Origin of the sequence: Arthrobacter sp. TS-15, assembly GCF_006964045.1 — a bacterium.
Taxonomy (GTDB): domain Bacteria; phylum Actinomycetota; class Actinomycetes; order Actinomycetales; family Micrococcaceae; genus Arthrobacter.
Genome location: NZ_SDXQ01000024.1, coordinates 112271 through 128225 on the forward strand (window position 1 = coordinate 112271; position 15955 = coordinate 128225).

The following is a 15955-nucleotide window of genomic DNA, read 5'->3' on the forward strand; positions in this document are numbered from 1 at the left end:
CCGGATTGACGACGGAACATTGGGGGATACTCCCCTCCGTGAAAATAGTGAACCATGCTTCACCTATGGAGGCAACCGGGCCAGCCTGACAAGCCGCGAGCGTACGCTGGTGTCATGGAGTCCGGGGTCAGGACCGTAGCTTTGAGCACCGGGATCAGTGTGCCCTGTTTCGTTCAGGGGAACCTTGAGCAAATAGCCGACGACGGCGGCGCACCGCTGCTGCTATTGCATGCGTGGGGTGAATCCCGGCGGAGTTTTGGTCGCCTCATTGCCTCGCTTCCGACGTTTGTGATGGTGGCGCCCGATCTACGAGGTCATGGTGAGGCGGACAAGCCCGAAAGCGGTTATGCGTTGTCCGAAATAGTTATGGACGTAGTTGCCCTGATGGATGCTTTGGACGTCCAACGCGCGCATGTCCTGGGCTCATCCAGCGGGGGATACGTGGCACAGCAATTCGCTGTCACTCATCCAGATCTTGTAGCGTCCCTGACGTTGGTTGGCACACCCCTGAGCCTGCAAGGGAAGCCACCTTTTGCCGACGCCGTAGAGGTGCTGAAGGATCCGATCTCAGAGGACTGGGTTCGGGATTCTTTGTCCTGGTACAGATTGCTGCACGCCGTTCCCGCCTCTTACATCGACGACCGGGTAAAAGACGGCCTCGCTATGCCGGCATCAATCTGGAAAGCTTCGTTGCGCGGATTCTACGAGGCCGTTCCTCCGACGGAGACCGGCCACATTTCCGTCCCCACACTGATGCTCTGGGGCGCCCACGACCACTTGGTGCCGCGGCAGCACCAAGAAACCTTGGCTAGACGGATCAAGGGCGCACGATTGAAGGTCTACGAGGACACCGGTCACCTGGTGCTGTGGGAGTGTCCGGAGCGCGTGGCAGGGGAAGCGGCGGGCTTTATCGCAGAGCTGCCCAAGCGTCCGCGACTTGGCTGAACGTGTGGCTGTGCCCAGTTCCCCGGGCCTGTTGTCCGCTGCGAAGAACCTCGGACTGCTCCGCCTGATGAGCGCAGTCCCCTACGCCAACGACACCTCCGGGAACTACACCGACCATGCCCGTGAACAGATGCAGATGCTCACCCACCGGAACTTCCTCTCAGCTACTTACCTCAACGAGATGGGCCGCATCAAGAGCAACTTCGAACGTGCGCTGGGCATCGACTTCCCGAAGGATCCGCCGCTGCTGCTGTTCGTTGTGGCGGAGAACAAGCAGACCCCGGAATGGCTCGAGCTGCACCACCGCCAGGCCGCGAGCGTCACCAACGGCACCGTTATTCCCCTCCCCGGCGAGCACTACCTGCACCACACGCACGCGGGGGAGATCGCTGACGGGGTTAGGGAGTGGGAGTCGGGTCGGGGGTAGGTCTCACCTTCCTGTCAGCGGCGGGGCGAGCGTACGCTGGGGCCATGGAGGCCGAGGTCAGGGCCTTCTCTCTAAGCGCCGGGATCAGTGTGCCCTGTTTCGTGCAAGGGAACCTTGAGCAAACAGCCGACGACGGCGGCGCGCCGCTGCTGCTATTGCATGCGTGGGGCGAATCTTGGCGGAGTTTCGGTCGTCTTATTGCCTCGCTTCCGACGTTCATGATTATGGCGCCTGATCTGCGAGGGCATGGTGGTGCGGACAAACCGGTAGACGGCTACTCGCTGTACGAAGTCGCTGAGGACCTCGTTGCTCTCATGGATGCCTTGGGTGTCGAAAGCGCACACGTCCTCGGGTCATCCAGCGGTGGTTATGTTGCGCAGCAACTCGCTGTTACTCATCCGGATCTTGTTGCATCCCTGACCTTGGTTGGCGCACCCCTGAGCCTGCATGGGAAGCCACCATTTGCGAACGAGGTCGAGGGACTCAGCGACCCGATCTCGGAAAGCTGGATGCGCGAGTCGTTGGCGTGGTATCGGCTGCTGCACGCCGTGCCAACCTCATATATCGAGGATCGGGTCGAGGACGGTCTCGCCATGCCGGCCTCAATCTGGAAGGCTTCCTTGCGGGGATTCTACGAGGCGGTTCCTCCGACGGAAACCGGCGATATCTCCGTCCCCACTCTCATGCTTTGGGGTGCCCACGATCACCTCGTGCCGCGACAGCACCAAGAAACCTTGGCTGGCCGCATCAAAGGCGCCCGATTGAAAATCTATGAGAACACCGGTCACCTGGTGCTGTGGGAGTGTCCGGAGCGAGTGGCAGAGGATGTGACGAGTATCCTCCGAGAGCTGCCCAAGGGCCAGTAACTTTGCAGAACGTTCATCCGTGCAGCCGCAAAGCAACCAGTGTGGTTCTCTATGGTCATGGCATCCTTCCGAAAACCGACAACTCCGGCTGGTAAATCGGCGGAACTGGGTCAGCCCCCTTTCAGCAGACCGAACGAAACCCGAGTCGGCTGTATGGTGGGTGGCGGTCGGGTTCTGCTCGGTTACGCCGTACTTACGCCAATTTTTGTTGTGCTGGCTGCCGGAGGCGGAGGCGGTCCCATTGGGGTTCCTTTAGCTCTAGGTTTCGTCCCGGCGATGACAATAGTGTTAACGTCCTTAGCAGGGTGGCCCGTGCGCCGCATCCCTAGAATTCGGCAATGGTGGATCCGTCATGGCGAGATCGCCATGGTCGGCCTGGTTTTCAGCGTTGGACTGACCCTGTATGGCTACGCCATGGGATATGACGTAACTGTGATGGATCCGGAGCTTTTCATTCCCATCACTCTGTATCAACCTGAGTGGGCCTACTCCCTGCCCGGCTGGTTCATGACCTCTTTCTTCGCTACGCACATGTGGATTCCTCCGCGTTGGAAAAAGCGGGCGGCGACGCCGTCGTCCGCAGCCGTGGCCGCGAACAGATGCAGATGCTCGGTAATCGGAACTTCCTCTCACCCACGTACCTGAACGAGCTGGGACACATCGAGAGCAACTTCGAATGCGCGCTGGGCACAGGCTTTTCCAAGGATCTGCCGCTGCTGCACTTCGTAGTGGCGGAGTACACGCGGACCCCGAAATGGCTCAAGCTGCACCACCGCCAGGCCGCCAGCGTCATCAACGGCTCCGTGGTTCCCCTCCCCGGCGAGCACTACCTTCACCACACGCACACCGGGGAGATCGCGGATGGGGTCAGGGAGTGGGAGGCGGGGCGAACTGGGGCCGGGCAACGGAGGTGCTGCCGGAGCCACGCGCGAGGACGGGCGGGCCCGCCAGATGGAAGCTGGAAGCGAGTCTAGCCATCGGTCGGGTCGGCCGACGCAAGATGACGACCGAAATCGTTCTGATTCCTAGTCAGATTGGCAGAGCTGGCCAGGCTGGCTTATCGCGCCTGGTTAGTTCTCAGCGCGTCTTGGATGATCGGTTTGAGGTTGTCAGATAAGACCAGGGCCATGGCGTCAGTTATATGGTTCTCATCCCGATAGACCAGCACATTGCCGGCAATGGGCGGGCACGTTTCGCCGCAGAGCCAGGCCGACGGTTGAATTGACGTTGCGCCTGCAGCTTGGGCAACCTCTTGTTCAATCGACAAAGCCTCGGCATCCAGGAGCGCGCGAACGGGGGCAGCGCAGGCGTCGGCCGTTGTGATGTGGGCGGACAGACAGATATTGGGGGATGATGGCCAAGCTGGAGTATCCCCAAGCACCACCACCGACGATTTTGCTGGCAGCCCTTGAAGAGTGGTGCTAAGCCCGGTTCTCCACGCATCCGCAAACCCACTCGGCCCAGCATGGCCTAGTGTTCTATAGTTCGCCGAGTAGTTGGACATGATGACGACGTCAGGCTTGAGGTCGCTAATGCGTCTGATGGCGTTGGCTCGCCACTCCGCGCATTCAGGGTATTCAGGTGAAGCTTTCCTCCCCACGGGAACAGTCACTGACGGACAAGAGGACTTGGTTAAGCTCACCAGCCTCAGATCAGAGTCTTCCGCAATTTTTCGGAGCGGTGAGAACCACTGAGCAGCATGGGAATCGCCGAAAAGGACAATCGTTTTTTCGGCCCCTTCAGCCCCGTAGGTACAAGCGGGTGACAACGTCACCTGGAAATCAGCGTGACATCCATTCGTGTAGACAGCGGAGAGGCTATCCCTGCTCGAAAGGAGAGTGGGCGAAACATTCGACGGGACGTACTTTGCAGCATTTTCAGAGATGAGCGCGGAGACTCTAGGAGCCTCCGCGGGTTGGCTAGTGTGAAGGTCTGGTAGTTTACCGAGACCAAAGCTGCACAGGAGAGCTATGATCGTGAGTCCTGCACCAAGGGCGTAGCTGCGTGGGGTCGATCGGCGAAACGCGTTGGCAAGTTGAAACTTCCGCTCCACAAGTTTATACGTCAAGTGCGCCAATCCGATGGAAAGGAACACGCCGACCGCGCTGACCCACCACCCTTTAGGCCCGTCCAACATGAGTCCTGGGATAATGAGAACCGGCCAGTGCCATAGATATAGGGAGTACGAGATACTTCCGAAGTACTGAATGATTCGATTGTTCAGAAAGCCCAAGGGTGTCTCTTCCCCACACCCGCCTGCAATCATGGCCAAAGCTCCCAAACATGGGATGGTTGCTGCCCAGCCAGGAAATACCAACTCTTCAGTGAAGAGCACCATCACGGCCAGTATGAGGGCGAATCCCGACCACGCCATAACACGGTGCAGCCATGGGTTCATGCGCCGTATGGCGGGGTACGACAGAGCAAGGAGCCCACCAACTCCGAGCTCCCAAGCGCGTGTGGGAAGTCCAAAAAACGCCCAAGGCTGGTTTATCGACGTCAATAAAACGCATCCCACGAGAGACGCAGCACTCAAAACTAGGAGCACTGCCCTGATGCGAAATCGCTGTCCCCTCACCGAGCCTGCGGCAATCATCATGACAAGGGGCCAAATCATGTAGAACTGTTCCTCCAAGGCCAGCGACCAATAGTGCTGAAACAGCGAAGGTGCGGATCCCGCCAGATAATCAGTGCCTGTGTAGGCGAAGAACATGTTGGGCAGGAAGACCGCCGTTGCCATCGCATCCCTCGAGGCCTCTACCAGGAGTAGGGGTGGAAGGAGAATTTTGGCGGCAGCGAGAGTCGCGAGCAGTACGAGAGCTGATGCTGGGAGTAGGCGACGAATTCGCCGAGCGTAGAAACTCCAGAGCGCGACACGTCCCGTGGACCGAATTTCCCGATAGAGAAGGCCTGTTATTAGGTAGCCAGAAATCACGAAGAATACATCGACGCCGACGTATCCTCCCGGCAGCCAGGGCACACCCGCATGGTAGAGAACCACTCCAAGCACGGCCAGTGCACGCATGCCCTGGAGGTCCGCGCGAAATCCCTGTTCTTCGAGTCGCGCACGCCGAGTGTGTCCCCCAACTAGTGTGTCCATATGGAATTCCCCCCGCTAGGTCTACTCACAGAAACGATAGTCGCTCAATGAGTCAACGGCGGAATCCTGCGACAACTGAACGGCCAGGTTAGACAGGCTACGTAACCTTTAAAGGAGAAGGTACCGGCGTTCCGGAAGAGCTGTTCGTGGTCGCCGCGAAAAAGAAGGTCCTTGGACAGGTCGAGTTACATAACAAGCGAGCAGCACGGACGGCACCGTGGCGGTTAGCTCCATCTCTATTACACGCACTCGTGGACTTGCTTCGGAGCCGCGACCATTCCAAGTGGTGCGATGTTAGTGGCTTATTAATGCGAGGATAACGATTGCAATGGTTGCGACCAGAAGTATCGCAATTCCGAGGTGTGCGCGCCATTTCGGTCCTGTTTTGTGCGGGTTAATGTCTACGTACGGCAACTGGTGTTGTATCCCTTCTCAGAGCGTCGTTGCTGACTCGGACGCGATGCAATTGGTCTCGTCAAAGGCGCCAACAGGTAAGGTTGGAGGCGGCACACCTCTGTTTGGGCAACATTCGTATCGAGGCGTGCCGCCTACGTTATCATAAGGCTACTTTCGAAAAATACTGAATGCTTATTGAAACATGCCGCAGGGTGGGTCGGAACCCACGGAGCGCATACTAGCGGCTCTTGATGGGCTGCTGGCATACGCTTCAGCTGCGAAGCCCGAAGTCCGGACTGTCGCCGTCCGCACGGAAGTGCTAATACCCTGTACCTTGTGCGGAGATCTCGACCAAACGGTCCGCAATGCCGCCGTTCCGCTGCTGTTGCACGAATGGGGCGGATCCTGGCGTGTTTTTAAGCGTTTGAGTGGCTCACAACGATATTAGCCATTCTGGGACCGACCTTCACGCTCAAGGGGAGGGGGCGAAAACGAGACGTTTTATCTCCTTTGGGCGAGTAGTTACTGGTCGCGTTGCGCTGCCGGATACATTGAGAGGTGATCCAGCACATTTTGGATTCCTCCGGGAGGATAAGTCCCCAATAACCACAGCTATGTATCCGCAAGTCTTGGTGGCGCTAACCTAAAATGGAGAACCCATGAGCCTGCATGCTAGACGTCCGTCTGCTGGTGAGGTGGAGCTGCTGACCGAATGGGTATCAGGACGATGTCATGGTAGAAGTCGATGCCCGCATACTTGGAGACCGAGTGCAGGACGGTTTCCCGACGCAAGCGTCCATCTTGAATGCGTCGCTGCAAAAATTCCTTGACGCCTGCTGCCGACCGGAACGGGCAAGATTTTGGTCCCCACGCGCATCCCGTGAGGTCCCAAGATCACTGGAAGACCCGACAACATCAAGAGTCCATCGTCACCCGCAAATCAGGTTCGCGGTTGAGGATTCATGAGGCTACCGGTCAGCTTGTGCCGGCGGAGTTCCCGAATTGGGTCGCGGAGGGGTGTACTCGGTTCCTTGCCGAGTTCGTCAACAGTGCGAGACCTCGCTGATCGTTTGCACGTGCCCTTTCAATCGGGTCTCCTGCGCGCGGTTGCCTTCGTCATAGAACCACCACTGAATGTTGCCCTCTGTGGCCCGTGCCGCCAGAATGACCTCTTCGGTTTCGAGGCCTTCGTTGATTACGTATTTCGGCATGGATACCCCCTGTCTCATTCCAGCCATCATCGTCTCACTATCTCGGCGTGATGAATGGATCAGTAATTAGTGTAAGCACCTAACCATTTCAAGTCTGGTGAAGAGTCGACGTTCTCAGCGCTCGGACTACCACATGGGAACTTCGCGAGTATCCACCTGACACGACTAGGCTTTTTGCAACTTCGTTGCACTGATTCGAGCAACCACACGTGCCGAGGTAATCCCGATTGCAGCACCGCACGTATTTGTGACAATATCTCCGAGGCTTGTAAAGCGCGTAGGGGTAAACATAAGCTGCCCGAGTTCCACAAACAGGGAAGCCATCATCCCCATCACGGCGAGAGACCACCAGGACTTCGTGGGAAGAGCTATGGCCGCCAAAATACCGAGTGGGATGAACATCGCGACGTTGGCTGAATATTCAACAAGATGATAGTTAACCCAGCCTGGTACGCCGAGTCCGTGGAGATACTTCAGAGCAGCAGAAAGTGTGCCAAGAATTGGTCTGTCTACGGGCGTGGGCCAAAAACCGACCAAAGCCAGACCTGCCAGATACGCCGTCACGGATATTCGCCAGGGGAGTGGGTTTTTCAAGCTTGCCCTAATGAGTTCGAATGAGTGCCCAACCACAGAGGCTAATGGACGTCACGGCCAGGAACCCTAGCAGTGCGTAATGCAGGAACTCTGGCGGCAACCTAAGTCTCTGGATATTAGGGATGCTTAGTTCAACACGCCACCTTTTCCTTCTCCAATGTCGCCCCATGGTTTCTATGGATACCACACCCGAGTTCCGTGGCAAACAAAATCAAAAAATGAGGGTGGTCTGCCAACAGGAACGTTGTTGGCAAACCACCCTCGGGTGGCTTCGTCCTATTAGGCAGAAACCTCGGTGCCCTTTGCGCGACGGCGAGCGACAACGACGGATGCCGTGCCGGCTGCCAATGCGCCTGCTCCCACGAGGGACCACAAGATTAGGCTGGAGTCGGCGCCGGTGTTGGCCAGCGGTACGCCTCCCGTGTTTGCCAATCCCGTGCCAGCGCCCGTATTGCTGCCCGTATTGGAGAGAGCGGCGCCGCCGACTACCACCGTTACCGGTCCGACAGTAACGCCGGAGGTGTTGCCGGTAGCAGTAAGTGCGTATGTGCCAGGCTCGTTGATGACGATTGATGCAGAGAAAGCACCGTTCCCGTCAGCCACAGCAGAAACAGTGGACGGGGCCAGCGAAATTCGTCCGGAGACCGAGAGGCTACCAGCGGAAACGCTGCCGCCGCTCGCTGCAGGCGTGCCCGTCGGAGTTACAGTGATGGTGATGCCCTCGCCCGGCGTAAAGCCCGTGCCGCTGAAGACGAATGCTTCACCGGGTGCCACGGAAGCATCGGAAACGGCGACGCTGGTGTTTGGTGCGGGATAGTTGGCGTTGTTCGCTACGGCCGGAACTGCGCCGAGCAGTGCGATGGAGCCTGCAAGCGTAAGTGCTGCTAGAGATTTCCTCATGTGTGTCCCCCCTGAGACCTTTGATGGTACGACGTGGTGTTTGGAGATTTCCGAGACCCTACGTGACCGTAAGTGAAATCCCAGTGTGCTGCCCAAATAGAACTTACCATTTGATCGTTACCTGCAGCAAAGAAATTCCATACCCGTTACAAAGGATTAACCTGCGCGTCTCGCCTCATTCACACGATGCCACCGCTGTGTCTTGGACCACATCCTTGACGGCCTGCGTCGTAGGTGTGACAACCAAATCTGGTTTTGAGTGCTGGACAATGTGTCCGAAATTGAACTCCAAAGTCGTCGTTTCGCCCGGGCCCAACCTGATGGTCGAAGTACCCACCGCACGCTGACTATGTTGCTGCGCTGCAAACGGGATCGTGGTTCCATCCTTGACAACAGTGTCAATATTCGATTGCACAGGGCCATAAGCGACGATATTTGTCTGCACAGTGCCGGCAGGAACACCGAACGCTCCGGCGCCAGTTACATAGTCCGGCAGGGATGCGGAAGCATCGACAGGTGCCGTATTGGTGCTTTTTACTCTTACCGTGACCTCGCGGTAGCCATCGCGTGTGCAGTCCTTGACTACCTGCACCGTCCGCTTTACCCAATAGTCCATTTTAGCTCCAGTCCCATCGTTGAAATAGATTCCAAACTGGGCTGGGGTCACGGCCGCTCCAGAGACCAGCCCTCCTAAACGATGCCGGGCAATGGTGCGCTGTTCGTCCGCGGTTGAAGACCACAGCAGAATACGTCGCTCATCAACGCCTTTCGACAGAGCATCGATCAGCTTTTTAGGATCCGTCTTTCCGGAAGACAACGCTCCAAAGATGTCCTTGGCGGCACCTGCGAAGTAGACGTCTTGTAGGCCAGGCTCATCAATTTTTGAGTAGGCATCAGACAGAAGCGTCGTTACTACGTTCTGACCCGTCAGTAACGCTGGCAAGTTGCGACCTATGTGTCGGACTTCCGGATCGGTAATTTCCACGGGACCTGTGGCTTCCAGGATAAAACTCAAAGCAACGGGATCCAATGAGAGGACGCCATCCAACTGTTCGCCCGTGCTACGCGCCCACATAGCCTGTGCAACACTTGCAGTTGTTCCGAAGTCGGGGGTGAGATTCACATCTTGCATGAACTTACCCACGCGAGCTGAGAATATCGCCTGTTGTTCAGGATCTGTCGGGATAGGTGGCGCAAACGAGCCTAGTTCACCTGCACTTTTCTGTGATTCGAGCGTCAGATTACCGTTGTCCACCTTGAGCACCGCCAGCGCCCCCGGTATGCCGCCACTTGCCCTGGACTCGGCGTTGTTCTGAATAAGAAGCAGGTACCGCTTTGATCCGTCTGCCCCGAGCATCTTTGGGGCAAGATACGCTGCATCCGCCGCAGAGTCCAATGCATCGGAGACGCTGGCTAACTCTTCTCGTGCCGATGTTAGGGGTTCGGCAATTTGGGGCACTAGATTGCTAGCGTCGAGGGCGTCAAGGCGTTTGGATGACTCTCGAACCGCATTAGCGGCGGCTTGAACCTGAGGGGCGACGTCCTCTAGCGGCCCAAGGTCCATGCCCCCAGGTTTGGGGGTGAGAGTCTTCCAATCCAAAGACTTAAACGCCTTCACTAGTGGAACAGCACCCAAACGCGCGATGTCGTCTGCGGAAGTCGCGACCTCGGTCGCGGCCTGAAAGTTTGGCCCGATTAGTGGAACCATCGATGCTGCCTTCCACAACGGATGGCTAGTTTCCTCGCGTGCCGCACTCGTGTGGCGGACAAGGGACTCTACTGTTCCTGAAGCTCCGGTGGAATCGTTGTCGCTAATCTGCTTTTCGAGTGTTGGAACTAGTGCCTCAGCTGCATATAGTTCTGTCTTTATCGTCGTTGCTTTTGACCCGAGCCAAGCACTGAGACCAATAAAGGCGAGCCCGAGAGCAGCTATGCATACGACTGAGATGGTGACACGACGGCTGAGTCGACCCGCGATCCAAGCTGGCTTCTTGCTTGACTTCGCGTTTCTCGGGATTTCCTTCTGGAGACGTTCTCTCATTTTCGTTACGGCCGTCCCAGGCCGCGGTAGTGCCATCCAGCTGCGCGCCATTTGGCCGGATCAAGCACGTTACGACCGTCTAGAATACGAGGGCTAGCTACGGAGTCTTTAAGTATGTGTGGGTCCAGCTCACGGTATTCCGTCCATTCGGTCAACAGCAGGATGGCATCGGCGTTGGCGACAGCTCCGTCCGTGTCTTCAATGTATTGAAGCTCAGGAAACCGGCGGGCCGCATTATTCAGGGCCTTTGGATCCGTGACAGTGACCACGGCACCTTGTAGCTGTAACTGAGCCGCGATACTTAGAGCGGGCGAGTCGCGAACGTCATCGCTTTCAGGCTTGAACGCGGCGCCCAATACTGTGATTCGCTTTCCAAGGAGACCATCACCGCACAGCTCACGGGTTAGCTCAACGACCCGAGTTCGGCGCCTCATATTGATCGCGTCGACTTCTCGGAGGAACGTCAATGCCTGATCCGCCCCGAGTTCACCTGCCCGCGCCATGAAAGCACGAATGTCTTTGGGAAGGCAGCCGCCACCGAATCCGATCCCGGCGTGAAGGAACTTTCGACCAATTCTGTCATCCATACCGATTGCATCGGCTAACCGGGTTACGTCCGCACCGGAGGCCTCGCAAAGTTCAGCCATCGCATTGATGAATGAAATTTTTGTTGCCAAGAAGGAGTTAGCTGCAGTCTTGACAAGCTCTGCTGTGGGAAGGTCAGTCACCAATCGGGGAGTGCCATTCGCCAGGGGTGTGGAGTAAACCTGATCGAGAATTTCAACAGTCCGATGGTCTTCGGAACCATCTGCTACTCCGTAGACGAAACGGTCTGGATTCAGTGTGTCCGATACTGCGTGCCCTTCTCGGAGAAACTCTGGGTTCCACACCAGGTGCGCATCCGGCTGTTGGTCCGCGATCAGTCCCGCGAGCCTGGAAGCAGTTCCTACCGGCACGGTCGACTTACCGACAACAACGTCGCCCGCCTGCAGATAGGGAATGAGACCTGACGTCGCTGCATCAACGTAAGTGAGGTCGGCACCGTTCTCGCCCTTTTTCTGAGGGGTGCCTACGCAAATAAAGTGCACTTCGCATCCAGAGGCAGCGGATAGGTCCGTGGCAAACCTAAGGCGTCCGGCATCTTGTACCTCCCGGAGGAGGTCATCCAACCCTGGTTCGTAAAAGGGGGCAGCCGCTTCCGATAAGGCCGCAATTTTTTCTGTGTCGACGTCTATACCAACTACGTCGTGACCGAGCTTGGCCATGCATGCTGCATGCACGGCACCTAAGTAGCCGCAACCTATTACTGAAACACGCACTATATTCCCCATTCTTGGGCGGGGCGACGTGAGTCGCCGAAGTTGGCCGTCACACCGCACCGGTGCTTGCAAAAACGGCTTTGAACGTCTTAAGAAGTATCAATATGTCACCCATGAGCGACCAGTTTTCTACATAGTAGAGATCTAAACGGATGCTCTCCTCCCAACTGAGGTTAGATCGTCCACTGACTTGCCAAAGACCACTCATGCCCGGGCTGACATACAGTCGCCGATGAGCGGCATCGTCGTAGAGCGCCACTTCTCCTTCGCGCTGCGGCCGGGGACCTACCAAGCTCATGCTTCCACCAAGGACGTTGAGTAATTGAGGGAGCTCATCAAGGGAGTACTTGCGGAGAACTCGGCCCAAGGGCGTAATCCGCGGATCATTGTCCACCTTGAACAGCGGTGTGCCACCTGAGCCCTGGGCTTGCAGGAGCGCTTGAAGCTGGGCATCCGCATCAACCTTCATCGACCGGAACTTCAACATATTGAACGTAGATCCCCGCAGCCCAATGCGTTCTTGGCGGTAAAAGATGGGGCCCGGATCTGTAAGCCTGACCAGTAGCCCGAGTATGAGAAATACAGGAGACAGGCAAACAACTAGGGTTCCAGCGACTGCGAGATCGAACGCTCGCTTAGCGACTTTCTTACCGCCGGTGAGTTTTGGCGTTGACACGTGGATCAACGGCAACCCCGCGACAGGTTGCGTATGTATTCTAGGTCCGGCTATGTCCGTGAGAGCCGGGGCTAGGATCATACCGATGTCTCGGGCCGCCAACTCCCAGCCGAGCCGGCGAAGGTCTGAAGGGTGAAGGTTGACACCTGCGGAAATGGCAACAGCGTCCACGTTCGACGATTCAATGACGCTCAGCATTGTCTTAAAGTCCGCTTGGACACCCGTAACTGGGACGGTGTGATCTCCAGGTAATAGCGTTCCTTCCAAGGCGCCAGGCAGATGGGCGGCCACAGGTTTATAGCCAGCTTCAGGAACGCTGCGCAGTGAACGAATCAAGTGAGCTGCAGAATGCGGCCCTCCAATGATTAGGACGCGAGAACTACTCTTGCCTTTCGCGCGCTCCAAGCTTAAATGCTGCCGTACGAGCCATCGCACAGCGAGCAATCCCAGTGCCCCGGCAGGAAACGCAAGACCAACATAGCCCCGAGCCGTGTCGATCTTGAAAGAATAGGAGACGATGGCAACGAAGCCGAACAACCAACCCGACGCTGCGAGGACTCTCTTGTACTCGTCAGAGCCTGAACCGAGAACCTTCGATTCACGGGAACCCCAGAATTCAAGCATGAGCCACCACCCAATTGCCAATAATGCAGATAGTAGTAAATAGTCTGCATCGGGAGCAGTTCCAACGGTGATATCGGAGAACCCGAATCGAACACCGTATGCGCCAATGACCGCCCAAATGACAACCAGCGCATCAAATATTCTGATGCGTGACGCGTAAGTTGCGCTCCAATTAATGGTCTTCATCATTTCCTTCAGGCTTTGTATTCATTCACTACATGCATGATTCTGGTAAAAGTAGTATTCCGAGGCCGTCTAATCGCAAGCGAAACGTCCTCTTTACAGCACTCGGCAAATCATCTAATGAGAGTGAGTAAACTCCGTCGCTTTAGGTCCTTCATTTACCCAATCCTGAACTTCCCGGAGAAAACGCTCGCGGGAGAAAGCGACCGCACCTTCTCGAACGCGATTCCTGTCGATTCGAGAAATCTCAGTAATGGCGTTTGCAATTCCGGTGACCGAAATGTTCTCTATGAGGTATCCCGTTTCACCATCTCGAACCGACTCCGACGCACCGCCTTCGGCGTTGGCGATAACTGGTAGGCCAGCGGCCATAGCCTCGACCGGCATAATTCCAAAGTCTTCAACGGGCGGAAAAATAAAGGCTGATGCTTTTTGGTAGAGCGCATATAGCAACTGCGTACTCGGACGAATGACGAAGAAGACATCTACACGGGACTCGGCTGCTAGTGTCCGGAGAGCTTGCTCTTCGGGTCCGGCTCCAGCAATTACGACCGGAACCCCAGCCTCGTTGCCAGCTTTAATGACCATGTCGAGCTTCTTGTATGGAATGAATCTTGACGCACCTAGCACAAACCGCGCTGGGAGGGCGTCAAAAATTTCTAGTTCATCCTTAGTTAGTTTGTCGCGCCAACACGGGACGGATTGTATTGAGGTGACATCGACAGGTGGATAGATGACTCTGGAAGGTCGCTGCCAAGTTGCAGCTATGCGCTCCTGGACAAACTTACTGTTCGCGGCAAACTCACAAGCGGGATCCTGCGCTCGTCGTTTGTCCAAGAAACGAAGAAGAGGTGAAAGGATTCGGGCGACTGGATTTGCGCCTCTAGAATCTAGCTCGGGGACCCATATGTACCGTGCTGGAGTATGAACGTAGACAAGTTTTCGCATACCTTTGCCGTTGCCCGGGAACTGGGCGTGATGTGCGAACAGATGTGAGCTGACGAGCATCCAGTTGTAGCTCGCCTGGGACCTTAGCCTGCGCCATGTTCCTGGCATGAAGAGAAGCGCAACGGCCTTCCATCGACGGAGTGGAGTTCGGCTTAGCCAAGTTTCGGTCACCCTACTTTCAGGAAACCTGCCCGGCGCGTCGTTCCAGAGACAGTGAATGTTAGCGTCAGGAAAAGCCTCGAACATGGCGTCGAGTACTTTTTCTGAACCGCCCGTGGAATCGATCCACTCGTGGACTATGACACCGCTCATTCGGACATCCCCCTTCGCCGGAATGGCGCTGTTTAAGGCGCATCGCACCTTAGAAATCAGTAAAATTGTTGAGCCAGGCGGAGTAGTCAGCCGGTCTTCCATGCACGATCTTAGTCGGTGGCTAACGTCAGGACGTACTCCAGAGAAGGGTTGTGACAGAGATGGCAATTGAGACGCATCCCAGGAACCAAACCATCAGCACTTCTCGCCAACCCAATGCGGCGCGCGCGAGCCACATCCGCATCCCTACAGCAACTGCGTCCCGCCCTACGCAGACGGCCGCTCCGATGACCAGTGACACACTAAGCAGAAAACCGCAGCCACAGGAGAGCGCAATTCCAATGACTTGCGCTGGTAGGAGTCTTCTGGCCTCCCCAGAATCGATCAAGTACGCGCTAAGGGACCATACAGCGGCCGCAAACACTGTGGATGCTGAAAAGACTATTGTTGCCTGGATGGCAGGTTTCCACTCTGACCCGAGTAAAGGTGGCAGCACGAGAACTGCCGCTAGGCAGACGAATGCTTGGAGAACTAGTGCGGCGGCTATCCCACGGTATAAACCAGCACGCAAGTATTTATTCTTGACTTCAACATCAGTTGTTGAGGAGAGTCGGGCGCGTAGGACGCTGATTAAAGCCGAGATTATGGCGTCGGAGCCGGAGCGAGCTATCGCGATGCTGAGGCTGTAACTTCCGACCTGAGGTGCCGTTGAAATAAGAACAAGAATCAATCTTTCAAGCTGGCTTTGCGCCCAGCCGAAAGTATTGCTCAGGGCTGTGGGGAGATAGTAGGAATGGAAAAAATTAACACGTAACGTGGAACGGAGCGGCCGTTCCTTAAATCGTGTTATCAACAATGCAAAAAGCAACTCAGAGATCAACATCTGCATCGATGCGGCTCCAAAGTCGAAGATAAACATCAAGGGAATAGAAACTGCCAGCGAGACGGCTGAGGCAATCAATTGAGATTTAGCAATAACTGGCCATCCATCAGGTGCCCGTTGCGCCCTAGACAGCGCCGACAAGTATGTAGATGTCACGAGCGGCACTGCTGTAAGCGGGACAAGCTTAAAGAATGTCGTCCATGACTGCATGTTGATAGCCAGCAGGGCGACCACAATGCAAACAGCCAGCATCCCGATGAATCCTGACAGAGCAGATGACTTTTCTAAGAAGCGGGCGGCACCTCGAAAATTCCAAAGTGATACCCCAATTTGCCTGATCGTAGTCTCACTAATGGCTTGATATGCAGCAAGCACCATCAGTGCCGTGGCGTAAACTCCCACAAGTTCGGGACTTACTAAAACCGCCAGTAAGAACGTCACTGCAACCGCAGCGCCGCGTTGAACCAATCGCTCGGCAATAGACAACACACTGGCCCCCGGGGAGCGTCCGATTCCCATCCTTCGACCTG

Annotated in this window: 13 protein-coding genes; 4 read left to right on the plus strand and 9 right to left on the minus strand. The window is 56.3% G+C overall.

All coding sequences use genetic code 11. From position 1 onward, the window contains the following. Positions 1-114 precede the first annotated feature (114 nt). The 4 genes from EU811_RS09275 (at position 115) to EU811_RS24155 (ending at position 3212) form a co-directional block, all read left to right on the plus strand. Positions 115-945, plus strand: a complete 831-nt coding sequence (locus EU811_RS09275) for an alpha/beta fold hydrolase (protein WP_142938181.1) — start codon at positions 115-117, stop codon at positions 943-945. Continuing rightward, entirely contained in the window at positions 938-1372 is a 435-nt protein-coding gene (locus EU811_RS09280) for a hypothetical protein (RefSeq protein WP_238703367.1), read from the plus strand. Before EU811_RS09275 ends, EU811_RS09280 begins: the two co-directional genes overlap by 8 nt. A 44-nt stretch (positions 1373-1416) precedes the next feature. Continuing rightward, the gene (locus EU811_RS09285) at positions 1417-2238 is read left to right on the plus strand and encodes an alpha/beta fold hydrolase (RefSeq protein ID WP_142938182.1); all 822 of its coding nucleotides are present in this window, start codon (positions 1417-1419) and stop codon (positions 2236-2238) included. A 479-nt stretch (positions 2239-2717) separates the two neighbouring features. Continuing rightward, positions 2718-3212 carry a hypothetical protein gene (locus EU811_RS24155; protein WP_238703368.1) on the plus strand — a complete coding sequence of 165 codons (495 nt, stop codon included), beginning with the start codon at positions 2718-2720 and terminating at the stop codon, positions 3210-3212. Positions 3213-3295: 83 nt separating this feature from the next. Here the strand turns inward: EU811_RS24155 and EU811_RS09295 are convergent, their stop codons facing one another. From EU811_RS09295 to EU811_RS09330, 9 genes are all read right to left on the minus strand, one after another. Then, positions 3296-5338, minus strand: coding sequence for an acyltransferase family protein (locus EU811_RS09295; protein ID WP_142938183.1), 2043 nt, complete (start codon positions 5336-5338; stop codon positions 3296-3298). 1439 nt (positions 5339-6777) lie between these two features. Then, complete coding sequence (locus tag EU811_RS23515) at positions 6778-6945, minus strand: hypothetical protein (protein WP_160147632.1); 168 nt, start codon at positions 6943-6945, stop codon at positions 6778-6780. 165 nt (positions 6946-7110) lie between these two features. Next, positions 7111-7509, minus strand: a complete 399-nt coding sequence (locus EU811_RS09300) for a VanZ family protein (protein WP_160147633.1) — start codon at positions 7507-7509, stop codon at positions 7111-7113. A gap of 309 nt (positions 7510-7818) precedes the next feature. Beyond that, on the minus strand, positions 7819-8439 hold the full coding sequence (locus tag EU811_RS09305) for an LPXTG cell wall anchor domain-containing protein (RefSeq protein WP_142938185.1): 621 nt from the start codon (positions 8437-8439) through the stop codon (positions 7819-7821). Positions 8440-8614: 175 nt separating this feature from the next. Next, complete coding sequence (locus EU811_RS09310) at positions 8615-10147, minus strand: DUF4012 domain-containing protein (protein WP_238703369.1); 1533 nt, start codon at positions 10145-10147, stop codon at positions 8615-8617. Positions 10148-10485: 338 nt separating this feature from the next. After that, positions 10486-11799: a UDP-glucose dehydrogenase family protein gene (locus EU811_RS09315; RefSeq protein WP_142938187.1), complete on the minus strand. Its 1314-nt coding sequence runs from the start codon at positions 11797-11799 to the stop codon at positions 10486-10488. A gap of 49 nt (positions 11800-11848) precedes the next feature. Then, entirely contained in the window at positions 11849-13288 is a 1440-nt protein-coding gene (locus EU811_RS09320) for a sugar transferase (protein WP_142938188.1), read from the minus strand. Positions 13289-13399: 111 nt separating this feature from the next. Beyond that, on the minus strand, positions 13400-14644 hold the full coding sequence (locus tag EU811_RS24560; RefSeq protein WP_342211716.1) for a glycosyltransferase: 1245 nt from the start codon (positions 14642-14644) through the stop codon (positions 13400-13402). Positions 14645-14669: 25 nt separating this feature from the next. After that, on the minus strand, positions 14670-15914 hold the full coding sequence (locus tag EU811_RS09330; RefSeq protein ID WP_142938190.1) for a lipopolysaccharide biosynthesis protein: 1245 nt from the start codon (positions 15912-15914) through the stop codon (positions 14670-14672). Positions 15915-15955 lie beyond the last annotated feature (41 nt).